This window comes from Mammaliicoccus sp. H-M34 (assembly GCF_022386495.1).
GTDB classification, from domain to species: Bacteria; Bacillota; Bacilli; order Staphylococcales; family Staphylococcaceae; genus Mammaliicoccus; species Mammaliicoccus fleurettii.
In genome coordinates, this window is the sequence record NZ_JAJNIK010000001.1 from 261,521 (window position 1) to 277,729 (window position 16,209).

Below are 16,209 nucleotides of genomic sequence, written 5' to 3' on the forward strand. Positions count from 1 at the left end.
GATTTAAATAGATAATTGATGCGCTAATTCATACATTTTGCTATCGATATTATGTTCTGATTGGAATATTCCATCAAAGTGAGTACATGTTAACTCATTTTGTTGAATGCCAACTGCTTTAGCACTTTCACCTTGCATAAGTAATTCGACAGCGTATCCACCTAATCTTGATGCTAATACTCTATCCATACCTGTAGGTGTACCACCTCTTTGAATATGACCTAGACATGAAACGCGTGTATCAATGTTGATATATTTTTTTAATTCTTCGCCGCATTGATTTCCTGTCATAACACCTTCAGCACATACTATAATTGAGTGTTTCTTACCACGATCCATGCCTTGTTGGATTTTTTCAGCAATTTCTTCTATGTCCGCTTTTACTTCTGGAATTAAAATTGTTTCAGCTCCAGCAGCTAATCCTGACCATAATGCTAAATCCCCAGCATCTCTACCCATAACTTCGATAATAAAAGTACGTTCATGACTTGATGCTGTATCCCTAATTTTATCAACAGACTCTATAATTGTGTTAAGAGCTGTGTCAAAGCCGATTGTGAAGTCAGTACCATTTATATCATTATCGATTGTACCTGGTACACCAATTGTTTTAAGGTTTTTTGCTTCTTCACTTAATCTTTGTGCGCCTCTATAGCTACCATCGCCTCCGATAACAACCAAGCCTTCTATACCTCTTTTTTCAAGGTTATCGATAGCTTTAGCACGAACTTCTTTTTCTTTAAATTCTGGACACCTTGCAGAATAAAGGAATGTTCCACCTCTTTGAATCATGTCACCTACTGAGCCTAATTCAAGTTTTTCAATATTATCATTGATTAAACCTAAATATCCTTGGTAAACACCATAAACTTCAATATCATGATAAATAGCTTTACGAACAACCGCACGAATAGCTGCGTTCATCCCTGGTGAATCTCCACCACTCGTTAATACTGCAATTTTTTTCATAAATATACAGACCTCTCTTGTTATATGTTTGTTAATTTAAAAATAACACAAATAATTGCTTGATTCCATTAAAACTAACGTTATTTAGATATGTAAACGTCTTCTTAAACAAAGATTCTAAGTTTTGTAATATTCGGAATCTTGAAAACGCTATACATTTATTTCTATTATGCATATATACTCATAACAAAGAAAAAGAAAAGTCTTTTAAACAAGACCTTTCTTTTCCATGTTTGTTATTAATCAATATAACTTCCTATATTACGATACTTTTTAAACCTATCTTCAACTAAACTTTCTGGAGATAATGTTTTTAACTCAGACATATGTTTGTTAATCGAAGTCTTTATAAGTGTTGCTTGATTTTCTAAATGTTTATGTGCTCCACCAAATGGTTCTTTAACCACTTCATCTACAACCCCTAATTCAAATAAATCAGGAGCAGTAATTTTCATCGTTTCAGCTGCCATTTGTGCTAAACTTGAATCTTTCCATAATAATGCAGCTGCACCCTCAGGAGAGATTACAGAATACGTACTATTTTCAAGCATAAGTAAACGGTTCGTAACACCTAAACCAAGTGCCCCGCCGCTTCCACCTTCACCAATTACGATAGAAATAACGGGTACAGTTAATGAAGCCATTTCGATTAAGTTTTTAGCAATTGATTCACTTTGGCCACGTTCTTCAGCTGCTTTACCTGGATATGCACCTTTTGTATCAATAAAGGTTATAATAGGACGGTTGAATTTTTCTGCTTGTTTCATTAATCTCAAAGCTTTACGATACCCTTCAGGATGTGCCATACCGAAGTTTCGGTAAATATTATCTTTCGTATCTTTACCTCTTTGATGACCAATAACTGTTACAGGTAATCCATTAAAATAAGCTAATCCACCTATTAATGCTGGATCATCTCTAAATGTACGATCGCCATGTAATTCTATAAAGTCATCGAATATATATGGAATATAATCTAGCGTTGTTGGTCTTTCTTGCAACCTAGCAACTTGTACTCTATCCCAAGGCTTTAAGTTTTTATATATTTGTTCTGTTTCTTTAGACAAAGTTGCTTCTAATATTTCAATTTCATCTACTAAATTAACACCATGCTTTTCTTGATAAGCTTTTAGAGATGCTATCTTCTCTTTAATCTCTTCTAAAGGTTTTTCAAATTCAAGCATTATCTCTCACCTCGTTGTGATGCATCTTAAGAACAGTACTTAATGTTTTGTACATATCTTTTCTATGTACAACTTTATCAAGTTGTCCATGATCTAGTAAAAATTCTGCCGTTTGGAAATCATCAGGTAGTTTTTCACTTATAGTTTGTTCAATGATTCTTCTACCTGCGAATCCAATTAATGCTTTTGGTTCTGCAAAATTTAAATCCCCTACAGATGCGAAACTAGCTGAAACGCCTCCTGTAGTTGGATGTGTCATATAAGAAATAAAAAGTAAACCTTTATCACTATGACGTTTGATTGAAACGCTTGTTTTAGCCATTTGCATAAGGGAAATTATACCTTCTTGCATCCGTGCACCACCACTTGCTGTAAATAATACAAATGGTAAATCATGATCTGCACAATAATCTACTATTCTACAAATTTTCTCTCCGACTACAGCACCCATACTACCCATTCTAAATCTGGAATCCATAACGCAAATACCATAAGGGATACCATCTATTGTTGTAACACCTGTCACAACAGCATCATTAAGACCTGTTTTTTGTCTATCTTTTTCAAGCTTATCTTCATATCCAGGAAATTCTAAAGGATTTGAAGCAGTCATACCGACATCGAATTCTTTAAACGCGTCTTCATCACTTACAGTTTTAATTCTGTCGTGAGCACTAAGCGCAATATGATGATCACAATTAAAACAAACATTTAAATTTTGTACGAGTTCTTTCGTATACATAATTTTTTTACATTTTGGACATTTAGTCATAATACCTTCTGGCACGTCGTTATCTTTACTGTTTTGAACAGTTACATATTTTTTCTTTTTTTGGTTTCGATTGAACAAGTCTTTAAACATGTCACTATCCCCCTGATCTTATTTACAATTATCTCTTTCAAATCTATCACTATATTGAGAGAGTAGTTTCCAAATCATATACATAATTTGATTATTATTAGAAGAAACAAGTTCTTCTTTTGAATTTGTTTCAATGCTATTATGTTCTTCACAAAAATTTTCAATCATCCATTTAAGTTCATTTATTTCATCTAATTGAGATTCATTATGGATCAAAAACCTACCAATCAAATCAAAAAGTTGGTGTTGGTACATATCACTTAGAAATGTACCTTCACCTCTCCTAGTATGTATTACACCGAGAAGCTCTAATGCTCTAAGAGCTTCTCTTATACTTGAACGCCCGACATTAAGTGTCTCACTTAAAAATCTTTCAGAAGGTAGCTTTTCGCCCACTTGAATATTTTTTTCAACAATAATTGATTGAATTTGTTCGACAATCTTGATTAAACCTTTTTGCTTATTTTTATCCAATGTGGTGCCTCCTTCCCAAGCTATGACAAGTCAGCTAATTCGTATGTTTTTCGCTCAATTTCATCTAAATCGACTTCAATACGTGCTACACCTGATTCCATACCGGCTTTAGCTACAGCTCTAGCAACATAAGGGGCAACTCTTGCATCAAATGGACCAGGTATTACATAGTCTGAATTTAATTCATCTTCTGAAACTAAGTTAGCAATGGCTTCTACAGCCGCTTGTTTCATTTCTTCGTTTATATGTGTTGCTCTAATATCCAAAGCACCTCTAAAAATACCAGGGAATGCTAATACATTATTAATTTGATTTGGAAAATCTGAACGTCCTGTGCCTATAACTTTTGCACCAGCTTCTTTTGCAATATTAGGCATAATTTCAGGAACCGGATTGGCCATAGCAAAAATAATTGGGTCCTCTGCCATAGTTTCAACTAATTCTTTTGTTAATGCGCCTTCTACTGAAACACCAACAAAAACATCAGCTTCTTTAATAACATCTTCTAGTTTTCCTTCGATTTTGTCTTTATTAGTCCATTTAGCTACAAAATCTTTAGTAGGATTCATTCCATAAGGACGATCTTCATAAATTGCACCTCTAGAATCACACATAATCATGTTTCTTACGCCATAACTATATAATAATTTTATAATTGCAATACCAGCAGCACCAGCGCCATTTAAGACTACTTTTATATCGGATACTTTTCTGTTAGTAATTTTGAGTGCATTTATTAATCCAGCCACTGTGACGATTGCAGTACCATGTTGATCATCATGAAATACAGGTATTTTAGTTTCTTTTTTAAGTCTCTCTTCAATTTCAAAACATCTAGGAGCTGAAATGTCTTCTAAGTTAACGCCGCCATAGTTAGGTTCTAGTAGTTTAACTGTGTTTACAATTTCATCAACATCTGTCGTGTTTAATGCAATTGGAACGCCATCTACGCCTGCAAAGCTTTTAAATAATACTGCTTTACCTTCCATAACTGGAATACTTGCTTCAGGACCAATATCTCCAAGACCTAATACAGCAGTACCATCAGTAATAACTGCTACAGCATTTGATTTCATTGTATAGTCATATACTTTACGTACATCTTCATGTATATCTTTACATGGCTCAGCAACTCCCGGTGAATAAGCAAGGCTTAACTCCTCTTTATTAGTAACTTTAACCTTTGCGTAGACACCTAATTTACCTTGTTTTTCTTTGTGCATATATAGAGCATCGTCTCTTAGTGACAAAATGATCATCCCTTCATTTTATGTATCTATCCCTTTATTATACATGAAATTTTATTATTTAAATTAAAAAATTCTCCACAGTGGTCAGACCACCATGAAGAATACTATATCATAATTTATTTAATTAATAAAGACTATAAAAGTCGTACATTTTCATAACCTACTATATTTATAAATTCTTCAAAATCACCTTTATTCAAATTTAAATATCCAAGTGATTTTGAGGTAAAATCATTATCGTTAAAGTATGTTACTTTAATTTTACTTTCCTCTGATTTTGTTACCCATTCATCCAGACTTGTCACATTTCTAACCACAACTTCTTTAGTAGTTGCTAACTTTTCTTTTTTAAAGTCTTCTAACATTTCTATACTATTAATAATGATTTGCATCTTTCCATTTCTTTTCTCAAACTTACCTTGAATAATAATTGGTACGTTTATAATTTCAGTTGTTTCAATTAGTTTATATGCATCTGGAAAAATAACACCTTCCACTTCATTTATACCATCAATTATATTTACAAAAGCCATATTTTGCCCTTTTTTAGTCCTGATTTTTCTTAAAGAAGAAATCATAACTAACATAGGTACTTTGTCATTTTGTATTCTAATTGGATAAATAGATAAATATTGGAGTTGTTTGAATAAAGATAGAATAGGATGCTCAGTCGCATAAAATCCTAAATATTCTTTTTCATATTCACTTTTCATAAGGCTAGGCATTTCTTCAACTTCTTTGAATTCTTTTTTTACATTTAAGCCTAGTTCTGCAAGTAAATTATTGGCATCTCCAACTGACTCACTACTTTCATAAACATCGTCAATTGACTGTAACATGGTAGCTCTTGTTTGACCGAAAGTATCTAATGCACCTGAATAAATAAGTGATTGTATCATTTTTTTATTTTTCACTTTATTAGGAAGTCTATGAACAATATCATACATATCTTTATATTTACCATTTGTCTTTCTTTCATCGACAATACTTTTGACACTTTGATAACCAACACTTTTTATTGCTCCAAGTGATGTGTAAATTCCGTCTGAAGTTGCTTTATAAAACCATTCACTATCATTAATGGATGGTGGATAAATTTTAACACCTATTCTTTTCAGTTCAGTTACCATTTGTTCAGTTTTCACTTCATTACCTACTACATTGGATAGTATAGAGGCATAAAAATAAGTCGGATAATGAACTTTTAAATATGTCATGATATATGCAATTTTACTGTAAGCTACAGCATGCGCTTTCGGATAACCGTAATCAGCAAATTTAAGAATTAAATCAAATATTTTTATTGCTGTTGATTCCTCGTACCCACGTTCTAAGCTACCGTTAACAAAATGCTTTCTTTCATTTTCTAATACTGCTCTATTTTTCTTACTCATCGCACGTCTTAGAATATCCGCTTCCCCATAAGAAAATCCAGCAAATTTGCTTGCAATTTGCATAATTTGTTCTTGATAAATAATAACACCATATGTTGATTTCAATATACCTTCTAAATCTGGATGTAAGTATTCAATTTGTTCATTCTGTCTTCGCCGTTTTATATAAGTAGGAATTTCTTCCATTGGGCCAGGTCTATAAAGAGAAGTTACGGCAACAATATCCAAGAAATGATCAGGCTTTAATCTTTTTAATACACTTCGAACGCCTTGTGATTCAAGTTGGAATATTCCTGTAGTTTCTCCTCTTGATAAAAGCTGAAAAACTTTAGCATCGTCGAAAGGTATTTCTTCAATATCTATATTTTTATTTTCTTGATATTTAACTTGATTAACGACTTGTTGAATAATAGATAAGTTTCTTAATCCAAGAAAGTCAATTTTTAGCAAGCCTATTTTTTCAGTTTCTGTCATTGTCCACTGTGTTAAAACACCTGTGTCACCCATCATAGTAGGAACAAATTGATGTAATGATTGGTCATTTATAATAATACCCGCTGCATGAGTAGACGTATGACGTGGTAATCCTTCAAGTTGTTTACTGAGTTCAAACCATTTTTCATGTAAATGATTTTGATTAACAAATTGCTTAAATTCTTCACTCTCATATGCTTCGTTCAGTGTAATACCTAATTTATGTGGTATCAGTTTAGATATATAATTTAAAGTCGCATCATCAAACTGTAGAATTCTTCCTACATCTCTTGCTACCGCTCTTGCTTGTAAATGACCATATGTAACAATACCTGCTACTTTATTGTCTCCATATTTATTTTGTACATATTGAATTACTTTATCTCTTTTAGTATCTTGAAAATCAATATCAATATCTGGCATTGTTACACGTTGCGGATTTAAAAAACGTTCAAATAACAGATCAAACTCTATCGGATCAATTGTCGTTATATTTAAAATATAACTAACTAATGAACCTCCTGATGATCCACGTCCTGGTCCGACTAGTACATTTTGTTCTTTAGCATATTGAATCAAATCACTAACAATTAAAAAGTAATCAGCATAGCCCATTGAGACAATAATGTCATATTCATATTTTAATCTTTTTTCATATTCTTCATTGAATTGTGGGTATCTTTCTTTATTAATCATTAACAATTCCCAAAGGTATTCATTACTTGTTTTATGCTCTGGTGTGTCAAATTTAGGTAATAAATCTTGATGATATGTAATATCAACGTTACATTTATGCGCTATCTCATCAGTATTTTCAATATATTCATTTGAAACATCTAAATTCGGCAATTCTTTTTCAGATAAGAAATGTCTGTTTATATTCTTGTTAAAATCACTAATCGTTAATTTTTCATTATTTTTAATCGCTTTTAAACCAATCAAACTATCTCCGTCATCTTGATTCAAATATAATGCAGATTGTATATACACTTTTTTATGTGTTAATTCCGCACTAGAATTATGAGATAAATATTTGTCATCATCATTAATTTGAATTGCTTGGAACAAATAGGCATTATCTGGGCTAAGTTGTTTTGCTATAATGATTAAGCCATCAGAATAAGTATTCAACCACTCAACAGGCGTTGAAAACCGCTCTTTAAGAGAAATTGCTGATGATAGTTTAATTAAATTATGATAACCAATATTGTTTTTTGCTAATAAAACGCATTCAACTTGATTAAGTTGATCATCTAAATATACTGTTAATCCAATAATCGGCTTTATATTTACCTTTAAACATTCATCATAAAATTGTAATGCACCGTGCATAACATTTAAATCCGTTAAAGCTAGCGCTTGATAATTTTCATCTTTACCTTTTTCAACGACATCTGAAATTCTGATGCTTGAATTTAATAAATCATATGATGAATGAATATTTAAATGACTTACCATGCGCTACACCTCCTAAATTTCAGATTTAATATCTGCAGTTAATGCATCAAACTCTTCCCAACTATATACGGAGGCACCTGAAGCATTTGGATGTCCACCACCATTATACTTAGCAGCTATGTGATTGATTTTAATTCCTTTTGACCGTATTCTACATCTAATTTCCTTACCTTCATCGACAGCAAATACCCATGCTTTAAGTCCTTTAATATCTGCAACTGTATTTACAAATAATGAAGCTTCGTTAGGTTTTAAATTAAATTTTTCAAGAATGTCTTTCGTAATTTTTATAGAACAAAAGCCTTCACCATCATAATTGAAGTTTTGTAATATATAACCTTGAAAGTGTAATAACTCAGGTTCACGTTCACTTAATTGATTGAGCAGTCTATTACGTTCAAACTCTTGCGTCATCAATTGTGCTGCAACTTCCATAGTATGTGGTGTTGTGTTATCAAACAAGAATCTTCCAGTATCTCCAACAATACCTAAATATAAAACTCGGCTTGCTCGCTCACTAACATTTGAGTCATTCAAATTCCATGAATGATTTAAATCAAAGATTATTTCACTAGTCGATGATGCATTTGTATTAACGAAATTAATATCACCATATGAATCAACTGGTGGATGATGGTCTATTTTAATTAGTTCTGAACCTTTGTTAAATCGTTCATCATCAATTCTAGGTGAATTAGCTGTATCACACACAATCACTAGTGCACCATTATAAGTATCATCAGATATTTCATCTAAATCACCTATAAATTCTAAAGTAGGTTCTGATTGACCTACTGCATATATATTCTTTTCTGGAAAAGTATCTTGTAATATATATTTCAATCCTAACTGTGAACCGTATGCATCAGGATCCGGTCTCACATGTCTATGTATAATAATTGTTTCATATTGCTTAATTTTATTTAATATTTCTTCCATTGTTATCCTTCTTTCTTTATATTTACTTATATTTTATTAATTGATATAATTCGATTTGGTAGGAGGAATAAATCATGTCACCTGAAATTATGTCCACATTTGTTGCTTTAGCAGTAACAATTATGATTCTAGCTTTAATATTTGCAATTTTAAATCTTGCGCGTTCATTTAGAACAAAACGCGATGTTAGAAAAGCCTATCATAAAGCACGCTCTAGATTTTATTTCGGTATATTTATGATAGCATTTGCAGCTGACCAAGTATTTTTATTTCCAACTTTAGTAACGTATATCATTGTAATCGTATTATTATTCTTTGGTATTTTGAATCTTACTTATGGTTATAAAGCAAGCAAATACTTTAAAGGCAACTTACCCATTGAAAATAAAGCTTGGGAAGAGTTCGAACAAAAAAAGCATAATTAATTTCTTTAAAAGCGTTGTATTTATAACGCTTTTTTATTTTTCGAAAATTTGACACATAAGTAAAGCTTTGGCAACTGTTGCACTTCCACTTACCATAGTCACTTCAAATTTAGCAAATAATCTTCCGATATCTAAAGTAGAGATTTTCACTTCGACATCATCATCTATTTGAACGGTCTTTAAATAATAAATATCTATATGTTCAATCATAATTTCAGATTTTTTCATTTTTCGTATTTCATAGCGCAATGCTTCTTCAATGACAGCAATATATACAGATTTCGTCATCATACCAAATTGATTTGTAAGTTGTGGCGATATATTTACAACAACATTTCCATTAACCATCGTTATTTGTTTCGCAATTTGGTCATGAATTGTTTCTCCAATTTGTGGTTGTTTACTCATTAACTGCATAGTCTTTAATACATCTTCTCTTGATATAATACCAATCAATTCTTTAGAATTTGAAACAACTGGTAACAATTCTATACCTTCCCAAATCATGAGATGCGCACATGTTGCAATCGTTGTATTCAAATGTGCAACTATAGGTGATTTAGTCATTAATGGTTTAATACTTCTATCTAGTTCTTCATTCACAATGTCTTTACTTGTCAAGATGCCCACAACTTTCGATTCACTGTCAATTACAGGAAAACGTGTGTGAGAAGTAAGTTGGGATAATTCATTCCAATCTCTTACTTTTTGTGTGTCATCAAGATGAGAAGTTGATTCTATAGGTATCATAATATCTTCGACCATTAGAATTTCTTTCTTAATCATTTGATCATAGATGGCTCTATTAATAACATTTGCAACTAAAAAAGTGTCGTAATTTGAAGAAATAATTGGTAGTTCAAATTCATTAGCATATTCAATAATTTCTTCATTTGCTTCAAACCCACCAGTAATTAGTACTGCCGAACCTCTCTTTAAAGCTTCCAATTGAACATCAGCACGGTTACCCACTATAAGCAATGTATTTTTAGTTAAATATTTTACTACATCATTTAACTCCATTGCCCCAATAGCAAATTTGGATAATGTTTTATATAAACCTTGCTTTCCGCCTAATACTTGACCATCTACTATTTTAACAATTTCGTTAAAAGTTAAATTCTCAATTTGTTCTCTAGACTTACGCTCAATTCTAACAGTACCAACTCTATCAATTGAAGCTACGAGCCCTTTGTTATCCGCTTCTTTTATTGCTCGATAAGCAGTACCTTCTGAGACATTTAAATCCTTGGCTATCTGCCTGACAGAGATTTTATGTCCAACAGATAACGACTCAATGTACTTTATAATTTGTTCATGTTTCGTCATGTTTATACCCTCTATCAAATTTAATGAATTACTTTCTATTATACATTTTTGAGTGGTTAAATGATATGTTTACAAAAGAAAAGTGGTTGCATTTATATGCAACCACTTCTAATCTCTATTTTATAATTCGACGTATTCTCCTGCTTTTAGAATACTTACTTCAGATGACGTAACAGCCTTTTCAAACTCTTTAGGATCTTGCTTAATATAATCAAATGTATCGTAATGTATTGGTACTACCTTTTTAGGTTTAATAAATTCATTAATTGCATAACTTGCATCATCAATTCCCATTGTGAAATTATCACCAATTGGAATGAAACATAAATCAACAGGATGTCTATCTGCAATTAATTTCATATCGCTAAATAATCCTGTATCTCCTGTATGGTAAATCGTTCCAGCTTCAGTTTCTAATACAATCCCTGCTGGCATACCTAAATACACGATTTCACCATTTTCTTCTGTAATACTATTACTATGAAATGCTTGAACGTATTTAACTTTACCAAATTTGAATTCAACATTGCCTCCAATATTCATTGGATGTAAGTTTTCCAGGTTATATTTATTTGATAAATAATCAATCGCTTCTGGGAAAGCAATTACTGTTGCACCAGTTCTTTTTGCAATGCTAGCAGTATCACCTAAATGATCTCCATGACCATGAGTTAAAATAATATAATCGACCTCTACTTCATCTGCTGTTAAATCTGACATTGGATTTCCAGTAATAAATGGATCCACAATCACTTTTTGTCCTTTACTCTCAAAATAGATTACTGATTGTCCATGAAATGATACTTTCATGACTTTCCCTCCTCATATTGTCTTTTCCATATGTTATATACCCTAAATTTGAATTTATGAATCAAGAAGTCTAAAATAATAATGTAAGAAAGAGAAGCGGGAGGCATAATAATGAAACATAATGAAATTACAACATTTTTAAAAGAAAAAGGTGTAGATGCGGCATGGATAACAACTCCATTAAACATTTTTTATTTAACGGGTTATTTATCTGAGCCTCATGAACGATTATTTAGTTTATTAATTACTAAAGATGGTGACGAAACTTTATTTTGTCCAAAAATGGAAGTAGAAGAAGCTAAGAACGCTGGTTTCAAAGGCAATATCGTTGGTTATTTAGATACTGAATCACCTTTTGATATAATCGAGCAACAAACTTATAAAACATTTGCAATAGAATCTGAACATTTATCTGTTAAAAGACTTCGTGAAATTGAAAAAGCTTTTAACGTAGAAACAATTGTCGATATTGATCAAGTATTAAAAGATATTAGAAATGTTAAAACAGATAATGAAATTGAAATGTTACAAGAAGCGGCTAAGTATGCAGATTTAGCTATTCAAGCTGGTGTTGAAAAGTTAGAAGAAGGTATTTCTGAAATAGAAGTATTAAATCATATCGAAACAACGATGAAACAACATGGCATTTCAAAAATGAGCTTCGATACTATGGTATTGTTTGGCGACCATGCTGCTGCTCCACATGGTACACCTGGAGATAGAAAGTTAAAAGACAACGAATATGTGTTATTTGATTTAGGTGTAATTTATAAAGGTTACTGTTCAGACATAACTAGAACAGTTCCATTCGGTACACCGTCAGAAAAAGCTAAAGAAATTTATAATGTTGTACTTAATGCAAACAAACAAGCTATAGACATGATAAAACCTGGTGCTAAAATTTCAGATTGCGATAAAGTAGCAAGAGATATTATTAGTAATGCAGGTTATGGTGAATACTTCCCTCATAGACTAGGACATGGACTCGGATTAAGTGTTCACGAATTCCCAGACATCTCTAGTACAAATAAGGATGAATTCCAAGAAGGTATGGTATTAACAGTAGAACCAGGTATTTACGTTCCTACAGTTGCTGGCGTTAGAATTGAAGATGATATTGTCGTAACTAAAGACGGACATAAAATTTTGACTGGATATAAAAAATGATCAAAGAAGCTTGCGTAGAAACAATTACTCAAATAAATAACGCTATTAAAAACGGTGCTAACAGAATAGAACTTTGTGATAACCTTTCAGTAGGTGGCACAACACCAAGCTATGGAATGGTAAAAATAGCAGTAGAACTTTGTCATCAAAACAATGTCGAAGTTGCAGTTATGATTAGACCACGTGGCGGAGATTTTAATTATGATTACTTTGAATACGAAATAATGAGACAAGACATCATACAATTAAAAGAATTAAATGTTGATGCCTTTGTATTTGGTTGCTTAGACGAAAACGAACATTTAGATGAATGGAAAATGCAGTCTTTAAAAGAAGCATGTGGTGTAATACCAGCCGTTTGTCATATGGCATTTGATTCCATCAATCCGTACAACCAACTTAAATCGTTAGATTGGTTAATCAACCAACAATTTACACGTTTATTAACACATGGCGGACCAAGTGACACTTCAATATTCGATAACGTAAACCATCTTGGCAAATTATTAATCCATTCAAAAGGAAACATAACAATCATGCCAGGTGGCGGACTAAATAAAGATAATTTTTCAGCATTAACAGAAGATATCCCATTTGATGAAGTCCACGGTACGAAAATAGTATAAGTATTAATATAAATCCGCATCTCATACCTTAATGAGATGCGGATTTTAGTGTGTTAAAAATGGAGAGCTATATAGTTAGTCTTGGTTTTGGAACTAGCACTACGCTTACTGGCAGAATTACGAATTATGCTCCTTAGATTGCGCTTACTGGCATAATTCAGAATTATGCTCCTTAGACTGTTCTTACTGGCAGAATTCTAAATTTTGCTCCTTAGATTGTTCTTACTGGCAGGATTCTGAATTTTGCTCCTTAGATTGTTCTTACTGGCAGAATTCTGAATTTTGCTCCTTAGATACTAACTCTTACGGACATTTCTCAGAATTATGTCCCTAACAACACCTCTTGCAGACATTTCTCGGAATTATGTCCCTAACAACACCTCTTGCGGACATTTCTCAGAATTATGTCCCTTAGCACCACTCTTACGGACATTTCTCAGAATTATGTCCCTTACACTTTATTATGCTATGGGAACATTTGCTCACCTTTCTCGTCGTTGTTATAAGTAAATCAATAAAATTACATACAAATTATAGTTGTTCATATTTATTTTCTCAAGCTGCAAAAAAACAAAAAACCCTGTCTCAGGCTTTAGAGAGACAGGATTTTTTCAATTTCTGCTTATTTTAATATTTCTTGATATGGTGTGAATTCTTTATCAAAAGCTTTAGCTACTTCTTCATAAGTTAATTTACCATGAATTGTGTTTAAACCTTTTGCTAGTGCTTCATTATCTTGACATGCTTTTACATAGCCTTTGTTTGCTAATTGAATTGCATATGGTGTAGTTGCATTATTTAATGCAATTGTAGATGTTCTTGGAACTGCTCCTGGCATGTTAGCAACTGCATAATGTACTACGCCATGTTTTACGTAAGTTGGATCATCATGTGTTGTAATTCTGTCTGAAGTTTCGAATGATCCACCTTGGTCAATTGCGATATCTACTAATACTGAACCTGGTTTCATTTTTTTAACCATATCTTCAGTTACAAGTTTCGGGGCTTTTGCTCCTGGAATAAGTACTGAACCAATAACTAAATCACTTTCAACTACCGCTTCTTCAATATTTAAAGGTGATGACATCATTGTTTGAACACTTGCACCAAATAAATCGTCTAATTGTTGTAAACGTGTTGGATTTAAGTCAATAATTGTTACGTCTGCGCCAAGTCCAACTGCCATTTTAGCAGCATTTGTACCAGCTTGTCCTCCACCAATTATTGTAACTTTACCGCGTTTAACACCTGGAACACCAGATAATAGTATACCAATTCCACCATTAGTTTTTTGAAGAAATTGCGCGCCGATTTGTGTCGACATTCTACCTGCAACTTCACTCATTGGAGCTAATAATGGTAATGAACGATTGCTTAACTGTACAGTTTCGTAAGCTATTGATGTAACTTCTTTTTCTAATAATGCGTTAGTTAAAGACTCTTCTGCTGCTAAATGTAAGTATGTAAATAAAATTAAATCTTTTTTGAAAAATTGATATTCTTCTTTAAGTGGTTCTTTAACTTTCATAACCATATCTACATTCCAAGCTTGTTCTTGACTAACAATTTCTGCGCCAGATTGTTTATAATCTTCGTCAGTGAATTGTGAACCAATTCCAGCTTCTGTCTCAACTTTAACTACATGATTTTGTGCGATTAAACTAGCTACGCCACTAGGTGTTAATGCCACCCTATTTTCATTATTTTTAATTTCTCTTGGTACCCCTATAATCATTTTACATTCCTCCTTGATTCAATCTTAACGCCACTAATTTGAAAGCGCAATCATTATTATTCAATTTTTATATTATCTTTATTTTCTAAATTTTCAAATAATTATTACTACATTTATACTTTAACATATTTCTCATAAAACTGTTCAATATTCCCTTTTATTTAAAAGTTTATAATGTTATTTTTTCAGAAAATTATGATATAATTAAACAAAAGAACTAGGAGGCGGTTTTTATGTTAAGTTACAAAAATATTTTAATAGCTGTAGATGGTTCAACTGAGTCAGAATGGGCATACAACAAAGCTGTGGCAGTCGCTAAACGTAATGATGCAAAATTAACAATCGTCAATGTTGTAGATTCTCGATCTTATGCAAGTGTCGAGGCTTACGATACTCAAATAGTAAATAAAGCTACTAGCTTTGCTGAAAGTTTACTATCTGGATATAAAGAATTCGCTGAAAAAAATGGCGTTTCTAATGTAGCAACTAAACTTGAATTTGGTTCACCAAAAACAGTTATTCCTAAAAAATTAGCAATAGATTATGATGTAGACCTTATTATGTGTGGTACTTCAGGCTTAAATGCTGTTGAACGATTTATCGTAGGTTCAGTTTCTGAATCAATCGTGCGAAATTCACCTTGTGACGTTCTAGTTGTTAGAACAGAAACAATGCCAGATGACTTCGAACCTATTGTAGCTACACAAGAATTATTTGATGAACACCATGAAAGTAAATAATTCTTACAATATAAAAAAGCGTTCAGTATAACTGAAGGCTTCAGACTGTGGACAAACTGAACTTAAATTAATAAGTTCAGTTTGTTTTTTTGTTTTAATGAGTATATTTTATTAAATTTAAGCTTAAACTGCGTTTAAACTAGGCTGTTCTTTTGCATCGTCAAATCGTCTTTCTACTGTTTGACTTCTTAATTTATATGCTTTTTTAATTGTATCTATAAACCTTAAATCTTCGATTATATCTAAATCATCTTGCCAAACATGTCTACGGATTTCTCTAATATAGGTTTTGTTTTCCGTACATTTATTTAACATAGAATCAACTCCTAAATAAAATTTCATCTATATTATAAAATAATTTGTTAATATTTGG

At 32.0% G+C, this 16,209-nt stretch carries 15 protein-coding genes; 4 read left to right on the forward strand and 11 right to left on the reverse strand.

Annotation, left to right across the window (positions count from 1 at the left end; all coding sequences use genetic code 11):
• Positions 1-3 precede the first annotated feature (3 nt).
• From pfkA to LQ608_RS01355, 7 genes are all read right to left on the reverse strand, one after another.
• The gene (gene pfkA / locus LQ608_RS01325) at positions 4-969 is read right to left on the reverse strand and encodes a 6-phosphofructokinase (protein WP_239749248.1); all 966 of its coding nucleotides are present in this window, start codon (positions 967-969) and stop codon (positions 4-6) included.
• A 239-nt stretch (positions 970-1,208) separates the two neighbouring features.
• On the reverse strand, positions 1,209-2,153 hold the full coding sequence (locus tag LQ608_RS01330; protein WP_239749249.1) for an acetyl-CoA carboxylase carboxyltransferase subunit alpha: 945 nt from the start codon (positions 2,151-2,153) through the stop codon (positions 1,209-1,211).
• On the reverse strand, positions 2,146-3,015 hold the full coding sequence (gene accD, locus LQ608_RS01335; RefSeq protein WP_078356408.1) for an acetyl-CoA carboxylase, carboxyltransferase subunit beta: 870 nt from the start codon (positions 3,013-3,015) through the stop codon (positions 2,146-2,148). The genes LQ608_RS01330 and accD overlap by 8 nt, the downstream gene beginning before the upstream one ends.
• An 18-nt stretch (positions 3,016-3,033) precedes the next feature.
• Positions 3,034-3,489, reverse strand: coding sequence for a FadR/GntR family transcriptional regulator (locus tag LQ608_RS01340; protein WP_078356407.1), 456 nt, complete (start codon positions 3,487-3,489; stop codon positions 3,034-3,036).
• Between the two features lie 20 nt (positions 3,490-3,509).
• Positions 3,510-4,739 (reverse strand): NADP-dependent malic enzyme, encoded by a 1,230-nt coding sequence (gene ystJ / locus LQ608_RS01345; protein WP_239749250.1) that lies wholly within the window; start codon positions 4,737-4,739, stop codon positions 3,510-3,512.
• A 134-nt stretch (positions 4,740-4,873) separates the two neighbouring features.
• The gene (locus LQ608_RS01350) at positions 4,874-8,065 is read right to left on the reverse strand and encodes a DNA polymerase III subunit alpha (protein WP_239749251.1); all 3,192 of its coding nucleotides are present in this window, start codon (positions 8,063-8,065) and stop codon (positions 4,874-4,876) included.
• A 12-nt stretch (positions 8,066-8,077) separates the two neighbouring features.
• On the reverse strand, positions 8,078-9,004 hold the full coding sequence (locus LQ608_RS01355) for a DHH family phosphoesterase (protein ID WP_208143740.1): 927 nt from the start codon (positions 9,002-9,004) through the stop codon (positions 8,078-8,080).
• Between the two features lie 74 nt (positions 9,005-9,078).
• Between LQ608_RS01355 and LQ608_RS01360 the strand changes: the two genes are divergently transcribed.
• Positions 9,079-9,429: a YtpI family protein gene (locus LQ608_RS01360; RefSeq protein ID WP_239749252.1), complete on the forward strand. Its 351-nt coding sequence runs from the start codon at positions 9,079-9,081 to the stop codon at positions 9,427-9,429.
• Between the two features lie 33 nt (positions 9,430-9,462).
• Here LQ608_RS01360 and LQ608_RS01365 read toward each other — a convergent pair whose 3' ends face one another.
• Together LQ608_RS01365 and LQ608_RS01370 are read right to left on the reverse strand one after the other, a co-directional pair.
• Positions 9,463-10,758, reverse strand: coding sequence for a DRTGG domain-containing protein (locus tag LQ608_RS01365; RefSeq protein WP_239749253.1), 1,296 nt, complete (start codon positions 10,756-10,758; stop codon positions 9,463-9,465).
• A 120-nt stretch (positions 10,759-10,878) separates the two neighbouring features.
• Positions 10,879-11,568, reverse strand: coding sequence for a metal-dependent hydrolase (locus LQ608_RS01370; RefSeq protein ID WP_078356401.1), 690 nt, complete (start codon positions 11,566-11,568; stop codon positions 10,879-10,881).
• 108 nt (positions 11,569-11,676) lie between these two features.
• On the opposite strand from LQ608_RS01370, the gene LQ608_RS01375 reads away from it, so the two are divergent.
• Together LQ608_RS01375 and LQ608_RS01380 are read left to right on the forward strand one after the other, a co-directional pair.
• A complete protein-coding gene (locus tag LQ608_RS01375) occupies positions 11,677-12,735 on the forward strand; it encodes a M24 family metallopeptidase (RefSeq protein WP_481817123.1) in 1,059 nt (352 codons plus the stop codon).
• A complete protein-coding gene (locus LQ608_RS01380) occupies positions 12,732-13,361 on the forward strand; it encodes a copper homeostasis protein CutC (RefSeq protein ID WP_239749256.1) in 630 nt (209 codons plus the stop codon). The genes LQ608_RS01375 and LQ608_RS01380 overlap by 4 nt, the downstream gene beginning before the upstream one ends.
• Positions 13,362-13,983: 622 nt before the next feature.
• Here LQ608_RS01380 and ald read toward each other — a convergent pair.
• Positions 13,984-15,096, reverse strand: coding sequence for an alanine dehydrogenase (ald, locus tag LQ608_RS01385; protein ID WP_107510072.1), 1,113 nt, complete (start codon positions 15,094-15,096; stop codon positions 13,984-13,986).
• Positions 15,097-15,329: 233 nt separating this feature from the next.
• On the opposite strand from ald, the gene LQ608_RS01390 reads away from it, so the two are divergent.
• Complete coding sequence (locus LQ608_RS01390) at positions 15,330-15,836, forward strand: universal stress protein (protein ID WP_107510073.1); 507 nt, start codon at positions 15,330-15,332, stop codon at positions 15,834-15,836.
• Positions 15,837-15,959: 123 nt separating this feature from the next.
• On the opposite strand, the gene LQ608_RS01395 is transcribed toward LQ608_RS01390, so the two are convergent.
• Complete coding sequence (locus LQ608_RS01395) at positions 15,960-16,151, reverse strand: hypothetical protein (RefSeq protein WP_239749257.1); 192 nt, start codon at positions 16,149-16,151, stop codon at positions 15,960-15,962.
• Positions 16,152-16,209 lie beyond the last annotated feature (58 nt).

What these genes read in the sequence shown, in the direction of transcription:
- pfkA (WP_239749248.1), bottom strand. Translation starts at nt 969, where the DNA reads ATGAAAAAAATTGCAGTATTAACGAGTGGTGGAGATTCACCAGGGATG.
- LQ608_RS01330 (WP_239749249.1), bottom strand. Translation starts at nt 2,153, where the DNA reads ATGCTTGAATTTGAAAAACCTTTAGAAGAGATTAAAGAGAAGATAGCA.
- accD (WP_078356408.1), bottom strand. Translation starts at nt 3,015, where the DNA reads ATGTTTAAAGACTTGTTCAATCGAAACCAAAAAAAGAAAAAATATGTA.
- LQ608_RS01350 (WP_239749251.1), bottom strand. Translation starts at nt 8,065, where the DNA reads ATGGTAAGTCATTTAAATATTCATTCATCATATGATTTATTAAATTCA.
- LQ608_RS01355 (WP_208143740.1), bottom strand. Translation starts at nt 9,004, where the DNA reads ATGGAAGAAATATTAAATAAAATTAAGCAATATGAAACAATTATTATA.
- LQ608_RS01360 (WP_239749252.1), top strand. Translation starts at nt 9,079, where the DNA reads ATGTCACCTGAAATTATGTCCACATTTGTTGCTTTAGCAGTAACAATT.
- LQ608_RS01365 (WP_239749253.1), bottom strand. Translation starts at nt 10,758, where the DNA reads ATGACGAAACATGAACAAATTATAAAGTACATTGAGTCGTTATCTGTT.
- LQ608_RS01370 (WP_078356401.1), bottom strand. Translation starts at nt 11,568, where the DNA reads ATGAAAGTATCATTTCATGGACAATCAGTAATCTATTTTGAGAGTAAA.
- LQ608_RS01380 (WP_239749256.1), top strand. Translation starts at nt 12,732, where the DNA reads ATGATCAAAGAAGCTTGCGTAGAAACAATTACTCAAATAAATAACGCT.
- ald (WP_107510072.1), bottom strand. Translation starts at nt 15,096, where the DNA reads ATGATTATAGGGGTACCAAGAGAAATTAAAAATAATGAAAATAGGGTG.
- LQ608_RS01390 (WP_107510073.1), top strand. Translation starts at nt 15,330, where the DNA reads ATGTTAAGTTACAAAAATATTTTAATAGCTGTAGATGGTTCAACTGAG.
- LQ608_RS01395 (WP_239749257.1), bottom strand. Translation starts at nt 16,151, where the DNA reads ATGTTAAATAAATGTACGGAAAACAAAACCTATATTAGAGAAATCCGT.